Below are 24384 nucleotides of genomic sequence, written 5' to 3'. Positions count from 1 at the left end.
AGTGGAACAATCAGGGCAAACGTATTTAAGCTTATCAAAGTTAGGAAGAGTACCAAGCTATGAAATTTTCGTTAAACTCTCAAAATGTTTTTGGATATTTAATCATGCAGAACCTCTGTTCTCAGGAAGAGCGAGATTTAAAGCAACCAGAACTAAAAGCTGCCAAAAATTTTAATTTGTTAATCAGCTTACGAGATGGACGTAAACTATTCGTGAAGCAGGAGCGTCTATATCATAATAGAAAAACTGCTAGTGAGTTTTTGAATGAGTGGCTAATCCATAAGTTCTTAAAACAATTTCAAGAGCTTGATCACATTTGTACGTTAGTTTCAGAAGTTCTCCATTTTGACGCAGATAATTCGATCATCGTCTTCAATTACTTGAGTACTTATGACGATCTGAGCAACTTTTATGCCAAAGAAAATATTTTTCCAATTGAGATTGCAACTAAAACTGGGAAAACTTTGGCTACCATCCATCGAGCAACCTTAGACCATCAGAATTATCCGGACTTTATAGTTCAGAATCGTGACGATGTTTTTCATAGTTCAGCTCTCACAAAGGGTCTGGAGCGGATTAGCCCTGAAATTTTTGGTCAGGTTCCCGCCGATGGACTCAAATTCTTTGCTCTCTATCAGCGATATGACAGCCTTGGAAAAGCGATCGCACAACTCACTACAGCCTTCAAACCCTGTTGTCTAACCCACAATGACCTCAAGCTAAACAATATCCTTCTGCACAACGATTGGGAGCAAAACATCTCTCAAGCAGAGCAATCAAATAATAGCATCATTCGGCTAATTGATTGGGAGCGCGGCGCTTGGGGAGATCCTGCATTCGATTTAGGAACACTCATCGCCAGCTATCTACAAATCTGGTTAAGCAGCTTGGTTGTGAGTAAATCTATCGATGTCGAAGAATCTTTACGCCTAGCTATGACACCGCTTGATGTACTCCAACCTTCTATTGCAGCGCTCACTAAAGCTTATTTTGATAACTTTCCAGAAATTATAGAGCGCCGCCCTGATTTTTTGAGACGAGTTGTGCAGTTTTCTGGTCTTGCCTTGATTCAGCAAATTCAAGCAATGCTCCAATACCAAAAATCCTTTGGTAATACGGGTATCTGTATGCTTCAGGTTGCTAAGACTTTGTTGTGCCGTCCAGAACAATCAATCCCGACTGTTTTTGGCGTAGCAGAATCTGAACTCATACTAATTCGTAATTCGTAATTTGTAATTCGTAATTTGTAATATGCAACTACTAGATTATCCTCAAAGTTCACTATCAACTTCTGTGCTAGATTCTTTGCAAGACATAGCCAACAATGTTGAAATAAAGCCTAACTTCTATATTAGCCATCCAGCTTACAAAACCTTTGAAATTCCTGCTGAGATAGTAACTCGTTTTCAACGAATACCTCTGGAGCTTCAAAATAAATACCTGAGTCTACAACTGCAAAGTTTTCTCTACGGTATTTATTACAATGGCTCTATGCAAACTGCCCTAGAAGCAGATGCAAGTTCAGATAACTTAGCACTGCATCAGAATTTAGAGAATAATACTTTTCTAGGAGTAGACTTAGAGTTTTACGATCGCCTACATAAAAGTAATCTTGGTGAAGGCTACTTTGACCCAGATTGGTCTGTGTTGCGCCAAGAAAGTGATGGCAGTCTCGCTGTTACCAAAGGCGGTTTGACTTTGCATATTGAGCGCGATCGCCATTTACAACCTACCGAGCAATCCGCCTCTGTAGGCAATATAGTCGCTATCCGTATGCCTCGTAATTTAGTTCAAAACGGATTTTACATGGCTGTTAGCAATGCCGGGCCAGATATTCATCCTCAGATAGTTAGAGTTTACTTTAACTTGACACCCGAAGGTGCGATCGCTGTTATGGAAAGCCTGACACGGGAACTGAATCAAATCAGAATTCCTTTCACCTTTAAAGTGCTATATAACCCTTCTGATTACGGACGCTATGACAGTGGGGTTCTCTACTTTGAGAAAAGTAACTATGAAGCAATTCGGCAAGTGTTAAGAAGTGTTTATGCAGAAAAGCGATCGCATTTTCGCACAGAAGTACCCTTGTTTACAAAATTACTTGCGCCTGGACTTGCTCTAGCAGAAGAACCAGATTGCAAATTTGCTAGTGTAGAGAGTTTTGGGATGAACCGTTGCCAAATTGTTGCCAATGGCTTGCTAGAAGCACGGGCTACAGGTGATGAATCGCCCCAGAGCCGGATGGCATCTATTCATAAGCACTTCTCTCTTCTAGGGATTGATTGGCAGCATTCTTACCTAAATGCCAACTCTCTTGACATCTACACCCCGTTAGATCAATGAAACTAACCGATCTTGCATTGCCTAAAGTAGCTTCAGCCAGCGAAGTTAGTCATCTAGCAAATCATTTCTCAGAGTCCGATTTACCGTTTTACCGCAAACTAGGGCGAACTGATTTAACGGTCAGTTGTCTCGGTCTAGGTGGCGGCGGTAGCATCTCTAGCGAAGATACCCTTTACGCTTTTGACAGAGGAATTAACTACTTTTTCTACTCTAGCGATTTGCACCACTATCTTTACAGTCCGATGTCTGGAGCATTGCGCCAGCTTTGTAGACGTGGCTCCTCAGTGCGAGAGAAAGTGGTGCTGGCAACTGTGACTTATATCAAAAGCGCAGAAATGGCCCTTGCCGCTTTAATAGATCAATTCGTAGAGCTAAATATTGATTACATTGATGTGTTGTTCTGGGGCTGGATTGGTGAGAATGATGGGGCAGCTTTACAGAATTGCTTACAGCTTTCCCCTGATTTAAGAGGCAACAATTCTGTCTATCAGCGTACCATTGAAAAAATGTTTGGTGCTTCCGAAAGACTCAAAAAGATGGGAGCCGTCCGCTATATTGGTGCTTCGTTTCACGATATTAATTTAGCGCAACAGTGCTTGCATAGCGACCTATTAGATGTGGTGATGGTCAGACACAATGTCGCGCATCGCTCTGCTCAGAGTCAGATATTTAATCAATTGGAAGTGGAAGATCCATCTCGTCCAGGTATCGTCACCTTCAAATCTACAGGTTCTCACTCAGGCGCACTTTGGGATGCTCCGCTTGGTTTACCTGAAAAATGCTGGCGACCTACTGTTCCTGATTTATATCGGTATTCGTTAACCCAGAACTGTGTCGATGTTTGCTTAACAGGTTTGACTCGGCGCGAAGAAATTGATGCGGCGATATCTGGAGTCCAGCAGGGCAAACTCACCCCTATTGAACTTGACTATCTCAACCTTTACGGTAATTTACATAGTCAAAAGCTGAAAATTCAGGAAATTTCATCTGAGCGATTACTTTACCGAGTTTAGACAACAATGCCAGCACAATAAAGTTTGGCAAAAACTGACACAGGTTAATCGCAATCTAAATAACTTTACGAATGAGGAAATTTCAAATGGCGAGTATTAAGATTTTCGACCTGTACCCTGCGGGTTCTGAATTGCTTAAAGATTCTGAAAGCTTTATGACCGAGTTATTTGATAACGAATTAGTCAGTAGTAACGGTGGTATAGGAATAGTACACTATAGTCCCTGGTGCTATCCCACAATATATAGTCCCAGGTGTAAGCCTTCGCTTCCCCGTCCCATCGCTACTACTCTGCCCCCAGTAATCTAGACCCAACTTAGGCAGGTAAATGACAATTTTTGCACCACAATCTACTTTAAAAAAAAGAAAATGATAGCAGAAAGTTTAGAAAAAAACGCCAGTTTCCCCAACGGTGGCAATCTCCACACGGAACTGGCTCCTGAATTGGAGTCCACAGATAAATTTGTACTGCCAGAAATTGCTCTTGCCACAAATGAAGATGTTATTGCTTATCTGCGCCGTTCTCACAAAATTGCTGAAATTACAGTTTTAGCTGAACGTGATGCATTGGTTTTAAGTCTTTGCGAGCAGTTTGACATCACTATTTCCGATGAGGAATTGCAAGCAGCAGGAGATACATTTCGCTTGGAACACAAGTTACTGGGAGCCTCTGAAACTTTAGCATGGCTTCAAAAGCAGCAAATCTCCGTAGAAGATTGGACTCAAGGTTTCAGAGTGGCGCTACTTACAAATAAGTTAAAAGAACATTTGTTTGGAGATAGTGTGGACTCTCATTATTTAAGCAACCGTAATCATTATAAACGTGTTGCCCTATCCCAAATATTAGTTAGTGACTTAACAGATGCACTGAAAATAATCTATACCATTCGAGAGGAAAATGCTTCATTTTGTGCGTTAGCACTGGAACACTCAAAAGGTAAGCAGTCAAGAGACAATGGTGGCTTTGTTGGTATTCGCTTTTTGTCAGAATTAATGCCGGAGATTGCACAGGTTATTGCTCTAGCAAAAGAAGGCGAAGTGATTGAACCTGTCCAAACAAAACTGGGTTATCACATCTTGAGAATTGAAAAATGGTTTCCTGCTGAATTAAGCGAAATCAGAGAGCAAGTTTTAGAAACTCTCTTTCAAGCTTGGCTAAAAGCAGGAAGCGTGTTTGTTGATCATGCTGAACGGTATCAATAAAATGTTCAAAGTCTAACAGAATTCTTGACTTGACATTTTGAATTGAACTAAAATCGCTACTTAAGCTTTTGCTTCAGAGTAGTTAACAAAAAAGCTGTTTAGCATAAGTCCTGTACTCGTCGTTAAACCGCACTTGGCTAACGCTTGCCTCTAATTAGACCTAGAGGCAAGTTTTTTGTGTTATATCATGTTTGGATAATCACTTATGATAAAAGTAGGAATAAAAACGATCAACTATGCCGAAACGACTTAAACTCGACACCGTATTGTCAATTACCAGTATTATCAAGCCGAACAAATTTGTTCTATTGGCTTTGGTGCAATTGAATCTAGTGTTAAACAGATTGACCGTCGAACTAAAATCTCCGGTGCACAATGAAAAATTGAGAATGTTCCTCAAATCATTGCTCAACGCCAGAGCTTATCTTAATGGATTAATCTTTGCTCGCTAAATAAAAAGTGGGATGCTCCCCTTCAATCATGCCTAATGCCAATGTCATGCTATCACTATAAATTCGGGATAGGGTTGATTATCTTACTACAAAGTTTTATTTTTTTACAGAAAATTACTTAATTTTTAATCGATAAATAATAAACATTAAATACAAAACTGAATCATGCTTGTAATGAAGGGAATTTGGAGTTTTTGCTTGCTATTTTTATTCTTTCTGTGGAGTGGTGAAGCTTTTGCAGGAGAGTTGTCTCAAAGGTTAGCAAATTTTCCCCAATGGGAAAAACTAACTTCAGTGCAACCGGCTTCGGGCGATTTAGTTTACCCGGAATGGATGGCTGGTACTTGGAAAGTTAGAAGTACCTTAGTAGATTTAGCTGCGCCTTTAGCACCAGAGATTGTAACACCAGGGTTTGAAGGTAATCGCCGACAATTAAATCAGCCTGTGAGTTTTGTAGTAAGATTTGTAAAAGAGCAATCATCTCTTGTTGGGTTAAAAATACTTCCTCAGATAGGTTACAAATCCCCAATTTTAGTAGCGGATAGAGCGTTTAATAGTTTGAATTTGGCAAGAGCTTATTTAGGGGATGAAGCAGTGTTATTAGTCAAAGTAGATCCAGATTCACCTAATCGTCAAATTACGTTCTTGCGTAGCAGTCGCCAACTAGTTTCTATTGTGACTGCACGGGCTACAGAAACTACCCCTGATGGCAAGTTCATCACCACAGAAGTGTTTCAACAACTATTTAAAGGCGGTTCACGCCCCTACTTCAACTCTGTAGAATCTACTACGGCTTATCATAAACTGACAACATCCAATCCGGCGATTGAGGCAGATCAAGTTACTGCTGTCTATCTTTCACCCCAAGATCCAGATTACTTTAAAGCTGATTCTCGACCAGTTGCTCTCTACCGCTATCGCCTCGAATTTTTCTCTCAAGAACTAGCAACTACTCCCAAAGAGTGATTTATCATCTAGCTCTTGACTACATTGTAGTATGTTTGTAATATATAGATTCCAAGTTTACGATCGCGCTCTTGGACGGTGTGCATCATGGCCAAATTTCAAGATATTGTCAATTACTTTCACTCTTACTGGAAGCTGAGTGTTTTCAGTATTACAGCATCCAGTGTTTACGAAATTATTGATTTGGTTGTCCCTTATGCGATCGGGCAGATTTTAAACGTTTTGTCTAATCAACCATTGGATAAACCACTTCAAAGTGCGATCGCCACCTTTTCGGATATCACCAATTATCCAGTTACTAAAACTCTATCTTTGAGTGTATTACTGGGTTTAATTTTCATTGTCACCGTAGTGAGAGCACCAACACAACCCTGGTTAACTCATTGGTTTCATTGGGGTATAACCTTAAGGTTGCGTCGGCAGAAAGCCCAAATAGCTATAGAAAAAATTCTCACTCTTCCACTGGAATTTTATGATGAAAATAACCCTGGACGCATTGCTGGAAGAATAGCTAGAGGTATTTCTAACCACACTTTTGCTTACCCAGAAATTGCCGGACAGTTGATTCCTAAATTAGTTAGGGTACTGGGAATTTTCGTTTTTATCTTGGTGATTGAGTGGCGAATTGCAATTTTGTATCTGATTTCCTTTGTAGTTATTCTTAGCTTTAGCTTGAAGGATTTAAAGCGGCTGATTTGGTATGAAACTATTCTGGATAAGTATGCAGAAAATACGGAAAGTCGCAATTCTGAACTGATTACCAACATCAAAACGGTGAAAGCATTTGCTACAGAAGCTAAAGAACTGAAGCGGCAAAAGCAACGTTTGGATCGTGAACTAACGGTGGTTGAGTATCGTGTCCACAAAGGTTATACAAAACTGGCTACTTGGCAAAGGACTATAATTCAGTTTTGCGTCTTTACTATTTTGGGTTTGACTCTAGCAGCAACAGTAGATGGAAGGATTTCTCTCGGTCACTTTATCATGACCTTAACTCTTTCTAGCATGGCTTATGCCGAATTAGAACCTATTACCAATTTGGGAGAAGTTTTTGCCCGTCGTTATTCTTCAATGCTGCGGTTTCACGAATTTCTCCAAGAGCCAACTGCATCTGATTCAGCTAGTTTTTTAGAAGAGAGCAGCCAAACAGAATCACCATTAAAATTTACTGGAAAAGTTGAGTTGTCGCACCTCAGTTTTGGATATGATGCCAACCGTCAAGTTTTGCAAGATATCAACTTGTTGATTGAGCCATACCAAACAGTGGCATTAGTGGGGCGTTCCGGTTCTGGTAAGTCTACTTTAGTGAAATTGCTGTTGCGATACTTTGAACCTCAAACAGGTCAAATTCTGATTGATGGTCAAGATATTCGCACTTTGGATGTGGGTAAGTATAGACGAAGGCTCGCGATCGTTCACCAAGAAGTAGACGTTTTCAACGGTACTATATTAGATAACCTTACCTACGGCAGACCGAACGCTAGTTTGGAGCAGGTTCAAGAAGCCTGTAGGATTGCCAGAGTCGATGAAGTAGTGCAGCACTTACCCAAAGGTTATTACACCGTCGTAGGGGAACGAGGTGTCAGGTTATCTGGAGGACAAAGACAACGCTTGGGAATTGCTAGGGCGTTGTTAGTGGAACCAGATGTACTGATTTTTGACGAAGCCACCTCTAGCTTAGATTATGAATCTGAGCGTTCAATTCAGCTAGCGATGCGATCGATTCAGGGTACTTGTACCACCATCGTTATTGCCCACCGTTTAAGCACAGTTCGGGAAGCTGATAAAATTGTCGTTCTGGAGCAAGGAAAGATTGTAGAAGTGGGTAGCCACGATGAACTTTTGCGTCACGAAGGTATTTACCGCCGCTTGCACTCCCTGCAAGAAACAGGAGAACTCCTGAGTTAGGAGATATACTTAAACGCAAAGGAGCGCAAAGGTAAACGCAAAGGTACGCAAAGAATTCGCTAAGAATTAATGAAATGTTGTACTAAGATTTACTTTTATCCGCTTCTTTCTGCGCTGCCTCACTGTATTTCTTATATAGTTGAGTACGAATCTTAGCTTCTTGATAACGGCTGTGGGTTTGTGGTACAGTACTCATTAAATCTGAAGCTCGTTGCCACTTAGCAGCAATCTCTAACCACTGAGTTGAGGTTGTAGCTGTTTTACCAGATGCAGAAGCTTGGTTGGCAATTCGCACAGATATTGTAAATGGGTCATCAGATGGCTCAGAAAAGCTATTGTTAGGAGCGCGGGATGGTGTTTGGGCTTTCCTATCGTTAGTATTTTTTGTAGTTAAAGATTTGGAAGTTTCTGGTTGTATTAGATTTTTCAGTTTATTACCTAACTGGGCATAAACAACCCAACTAAGCAACAACAACGAGCATAAACCAGCCGCTGCTAATATTTTGGTTTTAGGTTTATTTTTGTGTTTTTCTTTGTTAATGAGTACTAAAGGACGAGAGACTGGAGTTTTAGGAAAGTTTGGTTTTCCTAGTTCAGCTTGAGCTTCTGTGAAATCTTTAATTAGCTGCTTGACAATATTGGGCTGAATTAATGTAATTTCTTGTGACCAAAGCAGTTGGTTCTCGCGATCGCTATCTATTTCTTTTAACCACAGCAATTGTTGTTCTCGAACAATCCGACTGTTGATCTTGACGCGGCGAATGTGACGCGGGGCGATAGACTCAAGAATTTGCTGGATTTGTTCTACTAGGGGAGATTGCTCTAGTTGCTCTACTTTAGCTGCCTCGCAGAGAATTTGTAAGACACCATCAGAAAAAATGGCTCTAGTTCTGACACAAGACTGGGCTAGCTTTTCGTTCAATAGCTGAATAATTGCCGCAACGCTGCCTTGGTGAGCTTGCCAAGCGATATCGTTTATCCGGTCTACCACCTGAAATTTAGTGATAGCTCTTCCACCCTGACTGATTAACGTATTCATTAATTTAGGGACTCTTTTCTACTGACCTTGATCTTGTCTTCGATTTTACGAGTAAAAAGATGAGTTGCCAAATAATATCATAAATATGGAAATATGAAGCCTTCTTTTTTGGTTTGGTAAGGACGCTCGGTCGCACTCAGTTAATTTGTACGCTTCTACGCCTTGAAAACGTGCAATTCCTGGGCTGAAACTGCGCTTTCCAGGTAACGCCCATGCTGACGGACGAGTTAGCTGTTTGACATATTACACGATCGCGTCTTTTGGCGATCGCCTTTAGTCAGATTGAAGTAGGTGAATGCATTCTGCGATGATCCACCCGCTATAGGCGATCACTTGCTCTATGGCTAAATGGTATCAGGATCAACACCAAGCGAGCGCAATTGTTCTTTCAACCTTTCCACCTGCGACTGTGCTTGTTCCTTCGCCACTCTTTCCTGTTTGAGTGCCTCTGCCAACTCCTCTGGAATCAGCAACTTTTCTCCAGTGTCTTCTCGATAAAAACCAATCAGTTGCCTCTCTATTTGTAAGCGCAGCTGTAAAGGTTCAGATCGACTATCTGTAATTGGCTCATACACCTCGCCTCGCAGCCGATACCCTTGTAATTGCTCCTTAATCCACTCTCCCTTGGGGTCAAATAACCAGTATTCCAATACCCCTAACTGCTCATACAGCGTCTTTTTGAAACCTATATCCTGGTTTTTAGTGCCCTCCGAAGTCATTTCAAAGATTACTACAGGCACTTGTCCCTCTTCCCATATCTTGTAATTATCCCGACCTCCAGGAGCGACATTAAAAATCACCATTACATCTGGAGCTACCCGTAACCTCGGAAAACCCTGAGCATAATAGAGAAACTGGTTACTCAAAACCGTTGCTTGCCGACCCAACAAATATTGCCTCAATACTTCTAAAGTTGCCAGTAGAGCACATAAATGAACATAACTTTCTGCCAAAGGTTCACCATCCGAGCTTGGATAAAAAACTTCTGTCGATTGAGAACTGGGTAAGAGGCTAGTCACGTCGCTTCGCTCCGAATTCAAAATTCAAAATTAATAATCCCCATAAATAAATTTAGTTGCTCTGTATCATGAGTCTGTTTCGGTCATAATTAGCCACCTGATTGAGAGGATGGGTGCATGATTATATTATCTTAGAGACTTTCGCTGATATTTCTGGAACTGTCGCCTGTCAGGTATCGTTCATAAACTAAACAAAATAGTCGTATCAGCATACTTTTGTGAGGAATTATCGTTTTTTTAGCTTTTTGCCACAATGGCAATACTAAATAGCACAGCGATCGTTACATTAGAAGATATATAAATAAAAATCAACAATGATTTTTTTTCGTTCGCAGTTCACACAAAATCATGAGTGCAAGTACCATTATTTCCGATAATCCCTTACTCCAAGGCACTGGTTTACCTGCCTTTGCAAAGATTAAACCAGAACGAGTAGTACCAGCCTTCAATCAGTTGCTAGCAGAACTTAACCAGCAACTTGCCACCTTAGAGACTAGCGTACAGCCCACTTGGAGTGGTTTAGTAGAACCCTTAGAAAAGCTGACAGAACGGCTTACCTGGAGTTGGGGGGCGGTAAATCATTTAATGGGTGTTAAAAATAGCCCAGAACTGCGCGAAGCTCATGAAATCGTACAACCACTAGTTGTACAATTTATCAACAAACTCGGTCAAAGCCAACCTATCTATAATGCTTTTAAAGCACTCCGTAGCAGTGATAGTTGGGCAACTTTAGAATTAGCCCAACAGCGCATTGTAGAAGCCGCCATTCGAGATGCAGAACTTTCTGGTGTTGGCTTAAAAGGAGAAGCAAGAGAGCGTTTCAACGCCATTCAGATGGAGTTGGCAGAACTTTCTACCAAATTCTCTAACCATGTACTTGATGCCACGAAAGCCTTCAGCTTAACTCTGACAACAAAAGCGGAAATTGACGGTTTACCACCAAGTTTGGTGAGTTTAGCCGCCCAAGCTGCACGTGCGGCAAAAGAAGAGAATGCCACACCAGAAAATGGCCCTTGGCGCATTACTTTAGACTTCCCCAGTTTCGGCCCTTTCATGCAACACAGTACCCGTCGAGATTTGCGTGAAAAGCTCTACAAAGCTCATATCACTCGCGCTTCTAGTGGCGATTTAGATAATAACCCGTTAATTGTGCGTATTTTGGAGTTACGGCAAGAACTCGCAGATATACTTGGCTTTAAGAGTTTTGCCGAGTTGAGCCTTGCAAGTAAAATGGCTCCTAATGTTGAGGCAGTCGAAGCACTATTAGCAGAATTGCGCCAAGCCAGTTATGATGCTGCTGTCAAAGATTTAAAAGAACTCCAAGCTTTTGCTGCATCGCATGGGGAAGAATATCAAGATTTAAAACATTGGGATATCAGCTTTTGGGCAGAACGCCAACGAGAAGCAAAATTTGCCTTTACCGCTGAAGAGTTGCGTCCCTACTTTCCTCTTCCCCAAGTATTAGATGGCTTGTTTGGGCTTGTTAAGCGGCTATTTGGTGTTATTGTTACCCCTGCCGATGGTCAAGCCCCAGTATGGCATGAGGATGTCCGTTATTTCCAAATAGCTGATGAAACTGGTTCTGCCATCGCTTACTTCTACTTAGACCCCTATAGCCGTCCAGCAGAAAAACGTGGTGGTGCTTGGATGGATGTATGCATCAATCGTGGCAAAACTGAAAATGGTGCAACTACCATCCGGTTGCCTGTGGCTTATTTGATATGTAACCAAACTCCCCCAGTAGATGGCAAGCCGAGTTTGATGACTTTCTATGAAGTAGAGACCTTGTTCCACGAGTTTGGTCATGGATTGCACCACATGCTCACCAAGGTTGACTATGCTGGAGCCGCAGGTATCAATAATGTAGAATGGGATGCAGTGGAACTACCCAGTCAGTTTATGGAAAACTGGTGTTATGAGCGACCCACTTTGTTTGGCATGGCTAAACATTACGAAACTGGAGAAGCTTTACCAGAGCATTATTATCAAAAGCTGCTAGCGGCGCGTAATTATATGAGTGGTACTGCTATGTTACGGCAAATTCACCTTAGCAGTATTGATTTAGAACTACACTACCGCTATCGTTCTGGTAGCAATGAAACTCCAGCAGATGTGCGTCATCGCATAGCCAAGACTACTACTGTTTTACCACCACTTCCAGAAGATTCAATGTTATGTTCTTTTGGGCACATTTTTGAGGGTGGTTATGCAGCAGGTTATTACAGTTACAAATGGGCTGAAGTGCTTAGTGCTGATGCTTTTGCTGCTTTTGAAGAAGCTGGGCTTGAAAATGATGAAGCTATAAAAGCTACAGGTCGGCGTTATCGAGATACGGTGCTAGCACTCGGTGGTAGCAAGCATCCAATGGAGGTGTTTAAAACTTTCCGGGGTCGTGAACCAAGTACGATCGCTTTGCTTAGGCACAATGGTTTAGTAAGTGCTGCTGGAAACTAAACAACACCGATGTAGAGATGTTGTATTGCAACCTCTCTACATCAAAATTGTTGCTTAACTAAAGATTATTTTCCTCGTTTAAGGTGTTCCTGGAAGAATCGGTTCTCCGGCAACATCATCTAAGCGGATGCTGCTTAACAAATTTCGCCACTCTGCTTTGAGTGTTGGATCTTGAGGATTTTTTTGACGCAGTTCAGCCAACGTCGTCAGTGCCTCGTACCATATCCCATTTTGGGCATAGATAGCATAGCGCTTTAGAGGTTCTGCCGTTTCTATTTCTTTGAGTGTTGGTTGACTCAGATTAACTCGTTTTATTACCCCTTCAACAAAAGTTGGAGGCGAATTCTTTTGCTTGTCACAATTAATGGTGAAAAACCAACGGTATTGTTTATCTACTGCTAAACCTGGAGCAGTGGTAGGCAAAGAAACACGGATGACTCCGGGCTTATCCGATAAAGCGATCGCTTTATCGTATACCTTGTTAGCGTCTAAATCTTGCAACACAAATTCAACTGTATATGACGAATCTTTGGTATATGGCACATAGAAAAACCAACTTGGATGTTCTACTGTTGTTTGTCCCCAGACATTAATCACTGAGTTAGCTTCCTCAGTAAAAGGCACTAAAGCAGTCAAGTCAATTTTAGGTGTAGGACATCCGGGTTCCCCACGCTTCGCTCCACCGCGAACGCGACCCCCAGGAGGTGAGCCAGCTGGAATTGGAGGTTGATTAAAGGTTTTGGCTTGAGCAAGGATCGTTTTAGCATCAGAGCGATTAGAGGTTGGTTTCGCCAGTACTGGAGTCAGACTAGCTAATAAACTTGTACAGCTAAAAGCTACTACTAAAAACAGTTTTATCGGTTGTGAATTTGAATTCATAGAAACCTGACCTGATAGGATTTTAGATTTTAGATTTTAGATCGGGCATTGAAAAGAGGCAAAGGGGCAAAGGGAAAAAACTTACTGCAACTTCTCCCCTGCTCCCCTGCCCCCTGCTCCCTGCTCCCTGTTCCCTTGCTTCTTCCCTATTCCCCATTCCCCGCCCGTACTTTTGTTTTTGAATTATTATAAATTGACATCAAACTCGTCATAGCTACCAGTGATAAAGCCGACGGTACGAAAGGCACCCAAGCACCCGAAATTAACAGACCAAAGCAAACTATATACAAAACGCTAGAAGTAACACCGATTGCCAATGCCAACCAGGGTAAGGAAAGCCGGCGCCAAGCTAGGACTCCCCCAATCAAAGACCAGCCCCAAATCCAGGCGACCTCCGCCCACCATGTCCAAGCCCGCAGCAACGGCCGCCCATCCTGAACTGCACCAAGGATCTGGCTGACCATGTGACCTTGTACCAGTACTCCTGGCATTTGCTCATCTAAAGGAATGCCATAAGGTGTAGGCCAGGTGTCTGGAGAATCCCCCTTTGCAGTCACACCAATCAGAACAATCCGGTCTTTGATGGCGCTGGGGTTAACCGGACTAGATAAAAATTGCGTTAGCTTTACCTGTTCGGCTATTTCTTTTGAAGAACGATAGTTGAGTAAGATTTGACCGCCATTAGCATCAATATTTTGATAGCCACCAGTACGAGACTTCAGATTAGGAAAAATAGTCTTACCCAACTGCAAATTTCCTTCAGGGGTGAACTTTGTTTGAATTCCTAAAGGGTGCAGATAAAGGGATGCTAGTTGTAAACTGAAGGAATATGGAGCAGAACACAATGATGTCGTCTCCTGATTCATGAACAGAAGATGCCGACGAATAACTCCATCGCGATCGTGAATAAAGTCACTAAATCCCAGATTTGCTGGAGGGATTTCTGGTGGCGCCTTAATGCCTTTGATATTTCCTGAGCTATCACTTCCCTTGCATACGCCAACCAAGTTCTGAGTTTGCTGGAGACGAGTAATTAAATCTGGCTCTTTGGCCTTAAAATCACGGTAGATATCTAAGCCGATCGCGCGGGGTTGGTATTGATTCAATTTTGCTAAGAGTTTATTGAGAGATTTTTCGGAAATAGAAGCTCCGATCAAGGACTCGCCATTTTGTCTTTGAGTTGCCAGATCCTCATCGTCAATTGTGATGATCAACAGTCGGGGATCGAGTCCTTCTGCAGGGCGCGATCGCATCATCAGGTCAAAGGCTTGAATCTCTGGATTTTCTAGCAATCCCATAAATCTCACGCCACAAACCAAAGCTGTAACTGCCAAGCTGGATAACAAAATTATTTTAAATTTGTCTCTGTTAGATAAAGGTAAATTTGCTTTATCTTCATCTTCAGATTTTGCAGACCTTAATTCATCCCAAGTCGGTGGAATCTGCGCCGGATTTTGGCAAATTACTGGTAGCCAAGTTGCACAAGGAAATCTATCCTCAAGTCCTTGCAAGCGTTCCCGCGCTTGGCGTACCGCTTGATATAAAGACTCGCCACCGGCAAAGCCTTGGAGAAAATACTTTAAAAACTCCTTCGCAACCTGATCTGGGACGGGTTCGCGCATGACGATCATTTGAGGAATTTGCAAATCAGCTAATTCTCGCGCCAATCCCAATCCATCACAGGAGTTGAATATAGCTAATTGCAAACCATTTTCAATAGCTTTTCTAAGAGCGTACTTTAACTCGCCAATGGTAAGACTATCAGTTCTATTCAGGTAAATTCGTCCGCTTTCGCCATTTCCTTGACTGGAACTGTGGCCAGCAAAGAAAAGAATATCCCAGTTTTTTCCCCAGAGATGCTCAGTCAAGTCCTTACGTTGTGGTTCTACTAAAAAGCTCACCTTTGCGTTACTACACTGTTGCAGTAAAGCCTGATCGGCTTGGGTGTCAATCCCCTTACTATTGCCCACAATTGCCAAAATATTGACTAATTGATTGAGAGAGCGTGGCTGGTGAATGCGATCGTAGGATGGTGAAGAAAGGGCAATTTCAGCTTTGGGATAGCGTTCTAATAAGTCCCACAGATGCCAGGGTAATAGCTGCAATTGGCTATTTTCTGTTTGCAGAATCACCCGTACTTCGTCGTTGGACGATAATCTTTCTAACCATTTTTCCCTCAAAGGGCGAAACTCCTCTGCTCGCAGCCAGGTATTAAAGCGTGCCCGCAAAATATGAGAAGCGTTTTCGCAGTCTTGAACCATCGATACATTCGTCACCTGCATTTGGTCAGCATGGAGGCGATAACGATTGCCTATCTGCCGATAACTAGACTGCCAATGACTATAATAGAGCGGCATTTCCGGGAATGAAGGTAGCCTCCCAGTGATTTCTGTTGCAGCACGCTCGTGTTCTTCACCAATTTGGAGGGTGACAGCAAACCCCTGCTCAAAACTACCCTCTCCAAATTTGATCGCCACTAATTTACCCATAACCGTCGCTATCTCCCCATGCAAGATCGTGCCCTGTTCTAATGTCCGATCGCAAGCTTCACAAGCGTCTACAGATTTTTTTCAAAATCCCCAAAAGCTGGCTTGGATTTTTAATTTTTAATTTTCAATTAATGAATTATCATTTAATAAATTACCGACAAAGAACAAAGATAGCTATAGGACTCATATTTGATTGCGTGAAAAAACTCAGTACACCTTCATTCCTTCTTCCCAGTTCCCAGTTCCCAGTTCCCAGTCCCCAGTCCCCAGTCCCCAGTCCCCAATCTCTATGAGTAATTCACCGAATCAAATCGGATTGCTATACATATTTCAAATTTGGAAATATTCGGTAATACTGGTATTATCCAAAGCTACCCTAACACTAAATTGCTCTGTAGGTTCACCACGAAATTGTAACTGAATGTAGTTGTCTGATTTTCTAGATTGAGCGTCGAGAAATATTGCTCCTGAACTATCTATAACAGTGAGATGAACTCCTGGTGGCAAGTAGATTTGATTTCCAGTGGCGTGCAATTGGAGATGAATACTAGTTTGTCGATCTTTTTCGGGACTGATTTCCACAATCAACATCACAGGTTGGTTGTGGATTTGGATACCTAAATCAATCACTTTTGCCCGTTTAATAATTGATTCTAGTTGTTTGAGGGCATCTAATTCCAAAGTTTCAACACTGCGAAAGGCATAAGTTGCCCTGAGTTCCGGCACGTTCCACAGCGATTCAATAGTCTGCCAACCCGTCTCAAATATACCAGCAAACCACTGACTCAAATTCACTAATGAATTAACTGGGGATTGACGCAGTTGCCAGATGTGGTCAATAAACGCTTCCAATGGTTGCAGTTGCGCTAAAGGAACTGTTTGGGTTGCCACACTAGGGATAAAACCAAGCAGCCTTGCTTCTTCGAGGGATTCATCAAATTGAACTATTAAATAACCCACCCGTTCTTCCCAAGTTTCTGGAGGAATAGAACATATCTGCTGATGCAGATGGACAGGGCGACACTCCAGACGCCCAATTGAGGGCACTTCTAAATCAGCGACATCCGCACAAAGACGCACGATCGGGTTCCAACTGTCACTAGCTTGAAGATCGGTAGGAATATCCATCATCTGCAAGTAGTCATTCACCACCCATACAGCTAAAGTATTCAGCCGGACTTGCTCTGCTTTTTCAAGATTTGGTTGCTGGTTAGCAAATTGCTGGGCAGTTATGCGAGCTGTTTGGGAAATCGGCAATGTTAAAGCGAAATCATCTAGCTGATAGGTGGAGTTATTCATAAGTCAATTTCTAGGGTTCAATGCTGCTATGTATATATCACCCGCATTCAATAAATTTATGCCACAAAATTGAATACTGGAAAAAGAGAATTGGGGGCTGGGGACTGGGGACTGGGGATTGGGGATTAGATAAAAATATCCCATAAAATTGAGAGATTGTTTGTATATTAAGATGATATGGGAGATAGAGGTTTTGAGTCTTTAGACTTCTATCAAGATAGCCTCAAGCTGCTAAAAGCGGCTTATCAACTAGCAGATAGGTTGCCAACTTTTGAGCGTTACAATTTGAGCGATCAATTACGAAGATCGGCTTGTAGTGTTTTACTGAATATAGCTGAGGGCTACGGACGTTATCATTATCTAGATAGATTGCGTTTTATGTACATTGCTCGTGGTTCATTAACTGAGGCTAAAAGCGCCTTCATTATTGCTGAAAGCCTGGGGTACTGCAATACAGAACAATTACACTGGGTTAGTCAGCTGAAAGACCAGATTGAAAAAGGTCTTAACGGTTACTGTCGTTTCATTCGTTCCCAACAACAAGGTAAAGAAGAGTACGGCACTCGATTAGGTAATTGGTGATTGATGATTGAGAGATTTGAGGTTTTGAGCTAGATGAAGGACTCCCCAATCCCCAGTCCCCAATCCCCAGTCCCCAGTCCCCAATCCCCAAATCACAACCAATTACCAATCAATACATAGGCAGACCAAAAGCTTGGCGCTCTGTAGTTGGGATGTTTCAGCAGTTGTAGCTGGGCACGGTGGACTGCTTCGGCTTTCGTGATTTTGCCACTCTTGAGTTCTTGATAGAAAGCACTAACAAACATCGCTGTTGATTCATCATCAATTTGCCACAGGGAAGCGATGGTACTACGTGCCCCAGCTCGGACAGCTGCTCCTGCTAGACCGAGTGTTGCACGGTTGTCTCCTGTTGCTGTCTGGCAAGCACTCAGAACTAATAATTCTACTACGGTTTTACCTTGACTGCGGAAGAGAGTATCAAAATCTTTGACATTGATCTGACCATCGAAATCTAAAATAAAAGTGTCTTCAAGGCGGGAACTAAACTGACCGTGGGTTGCCAAATGCACTATGTTGAATGAAGCAGCACCAATTTCACTTTCCAAATTCTTTTTCTTAAAATCTCCATCCAATAGGCTGGTTGTCGAAACTCCTGCTTTAGTAATACCCTCAAATTCAGATTTGATCGCCAGCAATGGTGCAAACTTGGGAAATCCTGGCGGCGGCAAAGTCAGTCCTGCGGTTAGCGCTTTAAGCTGCTGTTTAATTAGCGGTTTCGGGTCGAGGAGTTGTAGACCGACGCTCAGGGCGATCGCATATTTCTCTACCAAGTATTGTTTACCATCGTAGAGAGCTGCCATTGGTAAATTGCGTAATGGGACATCTAGGACGAAGACTAAGGTATCGACGCTACTTTTTTGCAGTTGTGACTCAATGGGTTTAAGCAGCCAGTTGTAAACTTCTTGCGATTGGGTTTGGACGATCTTAGTAGCAGTTGGATTGACTAGATTTCTTCGCAGTTCTATTAAGAGTTTCTCTACTTTTGCTTGGGAAATCTTGGTACTGTAGCTTTGCAGAGGTTGTTTAGGAATTTTGACAATTACTTGGAGTTCGTCACGAAGAATAATTGGATAAAGGATGGCAGCCTTGGTATTATCTTTGTCTACTACTCGATCGAGGGCTACTTTCTGACCTTGCAGACAAGCTTCCTGAAAGAAATCGTCTAATTCTGCTAGTTGGAGTGCTTCAATCCGCTGGCGTGCTTTCTCTAATATTTTTTCATTTGGTTTTCCTTTTTGAGATTGCAGCAGTAACTCTACTGACTGGCGGTAGACGGGTTCTACACTGTCCCGGAAGTCAAATTGCACATCCTGGTTGACTACATCTTTATTTACTACTAAATCTCTGCGGAGAGACTCAAGAGTGTCTACAGCAGCATCATAAGCGGCGATCGCACCATTAATATCTTTTTTTGCCCAAAGCAATCTACCTAACTGCCACTCCAAGCTATAGGTAATTTCTGGTGCATTGCTACTCTGTGCCAAAGCTAATCCTTGTTTGGTCAGGTCTTGCGCTTCTGACCACTGTCTGGTTTCTTCGTACAAGCCGCCTAAACTCTTCAGAGCATAAGCCTCTGCCCGCTTGTCTCCTAAACTACGCGATTGCTGGATGGCACTAGCGAGTAATTTTGCTGAATCTTTTGTACTTAATCCTGAGTAAAAACTCTGACTCGATGCTTGTAATATACCACTCTTGACTTTTGCCAAACTTTGTGAAAAGTTAACATGAGCGTAAATACTCGCACGGCTGAGGGGGAGTTGGTCAAGTTGGGGCTCAATCGACGGCAAAAGAGTTTGAACCTTTGGCCATTCTTTATCTTTAATCAGTAGTCCCAGGTGATTGAGTTGTGCTTGAACTTTTGTTAGAGGTGAGGGAGATACTGCGACTGTTCGTTGATAATAGGCGATCGCTTGTTGCTTTTGGTTTTGTTTACGGGCATTATTCCCCAAACTGAACAGACTAGCCCCAATATCAGCATTTGATTGGAGATTTTGAGCAATTATCAGACTTTCTTCTAATGCTTGGCGTGACTTTTTCAAATCGCCCAATACCAAAAGGGCATCACCGAGCGATCGCAAACTCACTGTTTTTTCTATAGAATCGGGTTGAGATTTTAACGTCTGACTTATTCGATCGAGTGTTTTGATCGCCCGTGGGTAAAATCCTTGAGTGCGCCACGCCTGTGCTTGATTGATTAGCGATCGCACCACACCACTTTTATCATCTGCTTGTTTGTAAATTTCTTCTGTCCGTTGCCAAGTTGCCAAAGCCGCCTCGGACTGTCCCATTGCCAATTGCAGACGACCTTGAATATCTAGTGATTGGGCAAATAGTTGCAGATTTTGGTTTTTATCCTGTCCTTTGAGTAAATTTAAGCTCTCTGTAATTGCCTGCTGCGCCTGACTCCATGCACCGAGTTGCTGGTAAGCTAGGGAAAGATTACTCAGTGTCGCTGCTAATTTGAGGCTCTCCCCTTGCTGCTTATATATTTGGACAGCCTGTTGTAACACTTCTACAGCTTTGGCAAAGTTGCCATTACTGTATAAAACTTTGCCCTGCTGTAGGAGAGAGGCGGCATCAGTGGGCACAGCCAGCGATGTCAGATTGTTTATTGGCAGTTGGGATGAAGAATTGATTGAGCTAGGAACTTTTGCTAGCACTGGTGAACCGACAATGCATAGCAAAGCGACCAAGAAGTACAAAGGCAAACGTAAAAAGTGAGCTAGGGGGGTGAGCCAGCGCGTCCTTGCCGTTTCCGCACCCCTGTTTTTAAACTTTAGAGAATTCGCGCCAAAAATCCTAGTTGTTTTAGCCATAAGCATGACGAGAGGTAGGTGATAACCAGAAACACATAGGATCAACTATTAGGCTAACAGGGTAATGTTACCATTCCCATCCCTCACCAATCTTTGAGCTTCCACAATCTTCTTATTTGTTGCGATCGCAGTGAAACTTGATTAGCAAAGTATAGTTAAAAGGCGATCGCAAACCTTAAACAAAAACCCACCGAAATAGTGCTGAGTAAAAAGTAAAATTAACTAGGCTTAGGTATAAAATTAATTCCAAGGAATGAATACCTCGGCTGAAAGTGAGAAGATTCATCAGTACTACTTCTGACTCAGCACTGGCTCAACCCTAGTTATTCGCTAACAGCACCGATCATAATAATCCCTCCAATTCTGCAAACTTACGCAAACGCGGTAAACATTGGCGTTGATAAAAACTGCTTAATGTCGGAATTGACAACCCAAATTCCTCAGATAAATCTTTCCAGCTAACTTCTGGAGGTAAGCGTTTGAGAATTAACACCTGACAATTCACATCTGGACGCCCTTTAATGTAAGTACCGCGCAGTTCCCCATCCAAATCTGTCTTCGCCCATATCTCCAAGTCTTCCAAAATCGGAGGTGCTTGGGGACTAGCTGGTAGGTTATCTACAGGATCAATAGTTTCACTTGTTCCACCAGATGTAGACTGACGAATTCTCAGAGGGACTGTTGTGGCTTGTTCTCGGTTCTGGTTAAGGTAAAAGTCTTGTAGTCTCCGTTTTAGATAAGCATTCAGCCAGGTGATCACACTGCCATAATTGGGATCGTAGGTTTGGCCTGTCAAACCTTCACAAACATTGCGACAGAAATACAACCAAGTTTGTTGTAGTGCGTCTTGATAGTAGGGAGTAGATTCCCTCCAGAGTCTACTTGCTGTCAAGCGAATAATTTGCGTGAGCAGCTTCTGACGCTGAGGGCTTCCACGTTGGTGTCCACAGGCTTCTCTAACTAAGCGGCGTAGCTGTTCATCGAATTGAACCATGACAATCTTGGCGAAGAAAGCAAGAATATCTTAGTATTGCGTATAACAACACCTGAAAGAATTACCTTTGGTCAGATGCCGGATCTTTTTTAAAAGGGAGTGAGGAACGGGCATAAACTATTAGGAGATTTGAGGTTCTGAAGTAAAATCAAGCTTTTTTCGACTTGCGCGTACACCGTAGATTCCGGGTAGGGAGGGCAGCGATGCATTCAAAATTACTTGAATGCACATTTCGTTAAGATTTTGAAACAGCAGTAATAGTTTTTTCTAATGACTGCAATGTTGTCAATAATTTGTCTTTTTGGGGTTTAGAAGCTTTAAGTTCTCCTGTAACCTGATCCATATTTGTCTCTATAGTTTCATAACTCTTAGGAGATTTAACTTTGATACCGTCTTCAACTTCTTTCCAAGCATCCTCAAATTTGTCAAATTCTTTTTTAGCTTCAACAAAGTTGCCAGATGTAACTGCGGCTTTAGTTTTGGATACTATAGTTAATAAACTACTATTACCTGTAGTGGATGTTGTCGCTGGGGCTGATGCTGCGCTAGCATTAGGAGTCACCACTGGGGTCGTTTGGGTAGTAGGTTGTTCGGGACTGTTGCAGCCTACCAAAGCTAATAAGCTTATACCCACAACGCTCGACATTAGTTGAAAACGCTTCATTGTAAAACTCCTCGATTCATTATTAAGCTGTAATTGACGAAAGTGAATAGTCTGCTGTTTGCCAGCATTAATAGCAATATTTATGGGGCTAGTCTTGACTAGATAAATATATCACTTAACCCTATACTTATTTATAGAATAAGTTTACAAAGGTAAAAATATACATCGAAAACTCAAAAATGCAGGAGAAAAACATGATTTTTTCATAATTCAGCAACACCTAACTTTAAGAACCACTAGTATAAAAATAATAACATTTCTGGAAAACGACTATGAAACGATCATTTCGGAAGTATCACCGCACGATTGGCATCATAATTTGTCTACCTTTAATATTAACTGTATTGACTGGAATATTGACAACTATTGTTAAAGAATGGCCAATTAGTACTGGACTTTCTTCTAGTTTGCTGTTAAGAATTCATACAGGAGAAATATTACATTTAGAAGCAATTTATCCAATTTTTAATGGATTGGGATTGATTGGTCTGCTGGTGACAGGAATAAGTATGTCTGGATTACTCAATCGGAAAAAACGAAACGACATAAAGAATTAAGATTGGCTAATTCGAGATTTTAGGAGGTTTTCAAAGGAGTATTTTAACAATAATTTAAGACTTATCAGGTGATAAAAAATAAGGGAAGTAAATTACAGCAGATTTCAAGTAGGGGAGGTACAAAAGCTAAGTTTGTTACCCAGATCCAAGGCGGATTTTACTCCTGAATTCTGCTGGATAAGATTTAATTTTTTAAATTAATCTTATACCAATTCCCTAAATTTTTGAAACAGATCCAAATCCATAAACCCTTGTCAAATATGGATTTATTAATTGCGAATTGCGAATTGGTATTACTCCCCACTCTTATTAATATAATCCCAGCCAGGAGAGGAAATTTTCCCACCAAGAATATCTCAGATTACCTACACTCAATTTCATTTTGTTACGAATATCTTGGATTTTCCAGTTGGTTAGTTTAGCTAGAGTTTGCGCCTCTTGTTCAAAACGTTTGGGTAAAGACTGCTTATATTGTCTACCAGCCTGACATTTAAGTTCCCCTTGGAACGGATGTTGCAAAACATAGCGTCCTTGAAAAGATTCACTGTTGGCAGTTTGTTGAAATATCAAGTCTTCAGGGAATTTGTCGCGGGTATAGCGAACATGCAATCGAGAGATGAAGACATTACTTCTAGGAGAGGGACGACGAAAACTGGGGGGTACTGGCACATTACTTGTAGAATTATCATCTAGCCAAAATACGCCTGCTTGCTTGAGTTCTTCTGGAGTCAAGGGTTCAGCAGAACAAGGATCGCAACTACCCATATCCCAAGCGTATTCTAAAAAACCAACTTTCCTGTCTTCTTTAGTGTAGATAGTTTGAAACATAGATTTGTAAAATTCACCAAATTCATCTTTGACAAATAAGGGAATGTTCGCGTCGGAGGGAATTTTTACCGTCCGATAGTTAGTGATTTCTGCTTCTCCTTGGGGCGAGAGGATGTAGACAATTAAATCCTGCTCTGTCGTAGCATTGATCATGCCTAAACGAATTGGCAGCATGAATTTAGGCGATTGGTAAGAAATTTGTAGCGGACGGAGGAACTGATAGCCAGATTGCTCGAATTTATCCAAGTTGACTTTAGCAACAAAGAATTTCATAGAGGAGCGAATATAAGGCTGAAGTAACTGTTTCGCACCTCTGGGAATTTTGTAGCCATTGCGTTTAAGCCAAGTTTCCAGTCCACCAGATTCTTTCGCGCTGAGGATCACAATGTCGTATTCGCCAACGTTAAAACGTGCTTCGACCGTCACACCCAAGCTAGCATTGCCCCTTGCATCCGCTGCCTCACTTCTCGCTGCTGCTGGCGCTGGTGCTGCTGATAACTCTCTTTCGTAAACTGGGGCACAGGGATCTGGGTCAAAATATTCTACCAATCGCGGTGCACTAAAAGCATCTAGGCGCTCAATAATCTTGGGTTCAGTGACGCGAACTTGTTCTTTTTGCAGCACCGTTGGCACTGGTACTACCATTGCAAAATCTTTGACTTCGCCTTGAAAGTCGTTTGCCATTGTCATGATGGTGCGATCGCCATCCCGCGCGATCGCCACCTGAGAAGCTTTATTGTACAGCTTCGTATCAGCTTTAGCTACATAAAATCCACAAAATGCCCAAGCTGCGGGTGCAAAGCAAAATACAGCGACAATTGTCAACAGTAATGGCGTTAAAAGTCGAAAAAACTTCATTTTTTATACCTTCATATTAAGT

At 42.0% G+C, this 24384-nt stretch carries 19 protein-coding genes and 1 pseudogene; 11 read left to right on the top strand and 9 right to left on the bottom strand.

All coding sequences use genetic code 11. The annotated features are described in order from the left end of the window. Positions 1 to 59: 59 nt before the first annotated feature. From RMY63_RS24040 to RMY63_RS24005, 8 genes and pseudogenes are all read left to right on the top strand, one after another. On the top strand, positions 60 to 1229 hold the full coding sequence (locus RMY63_RS24040) for an aminoglycoside phosphotransferase family protein (protein ID WP_322731123.1): 1170 nt from the start codon (positions 60 to 62) through the stop codon (positions 1227 to 1229). Between the two features lie 22 nt (positions 1230 to 1251). Next, entirely contained in the window at positions 1252 to 2343 is a 1092-nt protein-coding gene (locus tag RMY63_RS24035) for a T3SS effector HopA1 family protein (RefSeq protein WP_322731122.1), read from the top strand. Then, positions 2340 to 3356, top strand: coding sequence for an aldo/keto reductase (locus RMY63_RS24030; protein ID WP_322731121.1), 1017 nt, complete (start codon positions 2340 to 2342; stop codon positions 3354 to 3356). Before RMY63_RS24035 ends, RMY63_RS24030 begins: the two co-directional genes overlap by 4 nt. 86 nt (positions 3357 to 3442) lie before the next feature. After that, positions 3443 to 3664 (top strand): hypothetical protein, encoded by a 222-nt coding sequence (locus RMY63_RS24025; protein ID WP_322731120.1) that lies wholly within the window; start codon positions 3443 to 3445, stop codon positions 3662 to 3664. A gap of 63 nt (positions 3665 to 3727) precedes the next feature. Beyond that, entirely contained in the window at positions 3728 to 4558 is an 831-nt protein-coding gene (locus RMY63_RS24020) for a peptidylprolyl isomerase (protein WP_416212546.1), read from the top strand. Positions 4559 to 4814: 256 nt separating this feature from the next. After that, a pseudogene (locus RMY63_RS24015) lies at positions 4815 to 5010 on the top strand (ISKra4 family transposase); the annotation flags it as partial. 165 nt (positions 5011 to 5175) lie between these two features. Next, positions 5176 to 5976 (top strand): DUF6816 family protein, encoded by an 801-nt coding sequence (locus tag RMY63_RS24010; RefSeq protein WP_322731118.1) that lies wholly within the window; start codon positions 5176 to 5178, stop codon positions 5974 to 5976. Between the two features lie 87 nt (positions 5977 to 6063). After that, on the top strand, positions 6064 to 7884 hold the full coding sequence (locus RMY63_RS24005) for an ABC transporter ATP-binding protein (protein WP_322731117.1): 1821 nt from the start codon (positions 6064 to 6066) through the stop codon (positions 7882 to 7884). An 82-nt stretch (positions 7885 to 7966) separates the two neighbouring features. Here the strand turns inward: RMY63_RS24005 and RMY63_RS24000 are convergent, their stop codons facing one another. Together RMY63_RS24000 and RMY63_RS23995 are read right to left on the bottom strand one after the other, a co-directional pair. Next, the gene (locus tag RMY63_RS24000) at positions 7967 to 8923 is read right to left on the bottom strand and encodes a hypothetical protein (protein WP_322731116.1); all 957 of its coding nucleotides are present in this window, start codon (positions 8921 to 8923) and stop codon (positions 7967 to 7969) included. Between the two features lie 344 nt (positions 8924 to 9267). Beyond that, positions 9268 to 9942 (bottom strand): Uma2 family endonuclease, encoded by a 675-nt coding sequence (locus tag RMY63_RS23995; protein WP_322731115.1) that lies wholly within the window; start codon positions 9940 to 9942, stop codon positions 9268 to 9270. 348 nt (positions 9943 to 10290) lie between these two features. Between RMY63_RS23995 and RMY63_RS23990 the strand changes: the two genes are divergently transcribed. Next, positions 10291 to 12396, top strand: a complete 2106-nt coding sequence (locus RMY63_RS23990; RefSeq protein WP_322731114.1) for a M3 family metallopeptidase — start codon at positions 10291 to 10293, stop codon at positions 12394 to 12396. A 78-nt stretch (positions 12397 to 12474) separates the two neighbouring features. Here RMY63_RS23990 and RMY63_RS23985 read toward each other — a convergent pair whose 3' ends face one another. The 3 genes from RMY63_RS23985 to RMY63_RS23975 form a co-directional block, all read right to left on the bottom strand. Then, on the bottom strand, positions 12475 to 13275 hold the full coding sequence (locus RMY63_RS23985; RefSeq protein WP_322731113.1) for a DUF928 domain-containing protein: 801 nt from the start codon (positions 13273 to 13275) through the stop codon (positions 12475 to 12477). A gap of 146 nt (positions 13276 to 13421) precedes the next feature. Next, positions 13422 to 15764, bottom strand: coding sequence for a CHASE2 domain-containing protein (locus tag RMY63_RS23980; RefSeq protein ID WP_322731112.1), 2343 nt, complete (start codon positions 15762 to 15764; stop codon positions 13422 to 13424). A gap of 330 nt (positions 15765 to 16094) precedes the next feature. Beyond that, positions 16095 to 17063, bottom strand: coding sequence for a DUF1822 family protein (locus RMY63_RS23975; RefSeq protein WP_322731111.1), 969 nt, complete (start codon positions 17061 to 17063; stop codon positions 16095 to 16097). A 177-nt stretch (positions 17064 to 17240) separates the two neighbouring features. Between RMY63_RS23975 and RMY63_RS23970 the strand changes: the two genes are divergently transcribed. Beyond that, complete coding sequence (locus tag RMY63_RS23970) at positions 17241 to 17645, top strand: four helix bundle protein (protein WP_322731110.1); 405 nt, start codon at positions 17241 to 17243, stop codon at positions 17643 to 17645. A 92-nt stretch (positions 17646 to 17737) separates the two neighbouring features. Here RMY63_RS23970 and RMY63_RS23965 read toward each other — a convergent pair whose 3' ends face one another. The 3 genes from RMY63_RS23965 to RMY63_RS23955 form a co-directional block, all read right to left on the bottom strand. Beyond that, positions 17738 to 20461: a CHAT domain-containing protein gene (locus RMY63_RS23965; protein ID WP_416212545.1), complete on the bottom strand. Its 2724-nt coding sequence runs from the start codon at positions 20459 to 20461 to the stop codon at positions 17738 to 17740. Between the two features lie 343 nt (positions 20462 to 20804). Then, positions 20805 to 21455, bottom strand: a complete 651-nt coding sequence (locus RMY63_RS23960; protein ID WP_322731108.1) for a sigma-70 family RNA polymerase sigma factor — start codon at positions 21453 to 21455, stop codon at positions 20805 to 20807. Between the two features lie 235 nt (positions 21456 to 21690). Next, positions 21691 to 22119, bottom strand: coding sequence for a DUF4363 domain-containing protein (locus RMY63_RS23955; RefSeq protein ID WP_322731107.1), 429 nt, complete (start codon positions 22117 to 22119; stop codon positions 21691 to 21693). Positions 22120 to 22391: 272 nt separating this feature from the next. Here RMY63_RS23955 and RMY63_RS23950 point away from each other — a divergent pair, with 272 nt between their 5' ends. Beyond that, entirely contained in the window at positions 22392 to 22676 is a 285-nt protein-coding gene (locus RMY63_RS23950) for a peptidase (protein ID WP_322731106.1), read from the top strand. Between the two features lie 309 nt (positions 22677 to 22985). Here RMY63_RS23950 and RMY63_RS23945 read toward each other — a convergent pair whose 3' ends face one another. After that, entirely contained in the window at positions 22986 to 24362 is a 1377-nt protein-coding gene (locus tag RMY63_RS23945) for a DUF2330 domain-containing protein (protein ID WP_322731105.1), read from the bottom strand. Between the last annotated feature and the right edge of the window lie 22 nt (positions 24363 to 24384).

The sequence above is a fragment of the Nostoc sp. ChiQUE01b genome, assembly GCF_034531255.1.
Taxonomy (GTDB): Bacteria; Cyanobacteriota; Cyanobacteriia; order Cyanobacteriales; family Nostocaceae; genus Nostoc.
This window is presented reverse-complemented; position numbering and strand designations above follow the sequence as displayed.